This window comes from Hahella sp. HN01 (assembly GCF_018986435.1).
Lineage (GTDB): Bacteria > Pseudomonadota > Gammaproteobacteria > Pseudomonadales > Oleiphilaceae > Hahella.
In genome coordinates, this window is sequence record NZ_JAHMIN010000115.1 from 1 (window position 1) to 1,493 (window position 1,493).

Below are 1,493 nucleotides of genomic sequence, written 5' to 3' on the forward strand. Positions count from 1 at the left end.
TTCGATTATCGCCTGTTGGCTTCCGAAGAGGGCATGACTATCTCCGACACAGGGCTATTCACGTGGCGTCCTTCTGCGGAGTGGGCCGGTAAGACCGCGCGCGCTGAGATTGAAGTGCATGATCGTAAGGGCGGCTACGCAACGCAGAGCCTGAACTTGCCCGTCAACCAAGGGGCGAATCACGCGCCGGCGATTACCAGTGCGCCGCCTTTGAGCGCGGCGGCGAACGATAGTTATGTCTACGTTATTAGAGCGGTGGACCAAGATGGCGATGCGGTTACTCTGAGTTTGAGTCAATCGCCTAATGGCATGACTCTGGCTGATGGCGTGATTACTTGGACGCCCTCTCTGGCGCAGGTCGGTCAGGCGCATGAGGTCATTCTGAGGGCTGAAGACGCCCGAGGAGCGGCCTTTGTGCAGACGTTTGGGGTGGTTGTGAACGATCCCTTGGCGCCGAATACTGCGCCGGTCATTGATAGCATTCCCAATTCTCCCGCTCGCATTGGCGTGGAATATATTTACGAGGTAACCGCTCGCGATGCGGATGGCGATACGCTGATTTATCAGTTGGAAAATGCGCCAGACGGTATGGTGATTAATGACCTGGGAGCCATTCGCTGGACGGCATCAGTAGAGCAGCAAGGCCAATACCAGATCACGGTGATCGTTAGCGATAGCCGGGCGCGTGTTGTGCAGCGCTTTACGTTGCAGGTGGTTGCGGCGAATGATGCGAATGTGTATCCCGTTATCATCAGTCGTCCCTTCGATCAGGCGTCGGTTGACCGGGAGTACAGCTATCAGATACAAGCGACGGACGCGGATGGCGATGTGCTGTCATATGGCCTGATGTCTGGGCCTGTCGGCATGTCTGTCGCCGCCGACGGCGCGCTGCGCTGGACGCCGGGGGCTGATCAGGTTGGCATCCAGGACGTGGTTGTCTATGCGGAAGATGGCGCCGGACGTTCACTGCAGAGCTATAGCATTAACGTCACTCAGAAAGTTAAGCCCCTGACGGCGACGGTCATTGTCTCCCCCGAATTCGTTAATCCCGGCGATACCCTTTCCATCAACGTGTTTGTGGATGGCGGTCAAAGTGCACCAACTATCGCCTTGTGGCTGGATGGGGTGGAGACGGCAATGGGCGATTTCGGTCAAGTGATCGTTAACGCAGAGACCATTGGCGTACATACCATCGAAGTTGGCGTGACGGATGGTGTGGATACGGTGATTGAAACCGCGCGCTACGCCGTTCGCGACGCTGCTGACGAGAACGCGCCCCTGGTGAGTTTAAGTGCGCCTACTCTGGATGCGACCATCACTGCGCCGACGGATGTGATTGGCTCAGTGCAGGATGCGAACCTGGCGCTTTATAAAGTCATGCTTTCGCCACGAGGACAGCAGGCCTGGCAAGTGATTGCTCAAGGCGGTGAAAATGTAAGCGAGGCCAAAATCGCCACCTTTGATCCCACGTTGCTGCTTAACGGTCAGTACGA

Annotated in this window: 1 protein-coding gene; it reads left to right on the top strand. The window is 56.7% G+C overall.

Going from position 1 to position 1,493, the window contains the following annotated elements:
* Positions 1–1,493: putative Ig domain-containing protein (locus KP814_RS32480; protein WP_253938812.1), on the top strand; the 1,493-nt coding region annotated here is incomplete at both ends.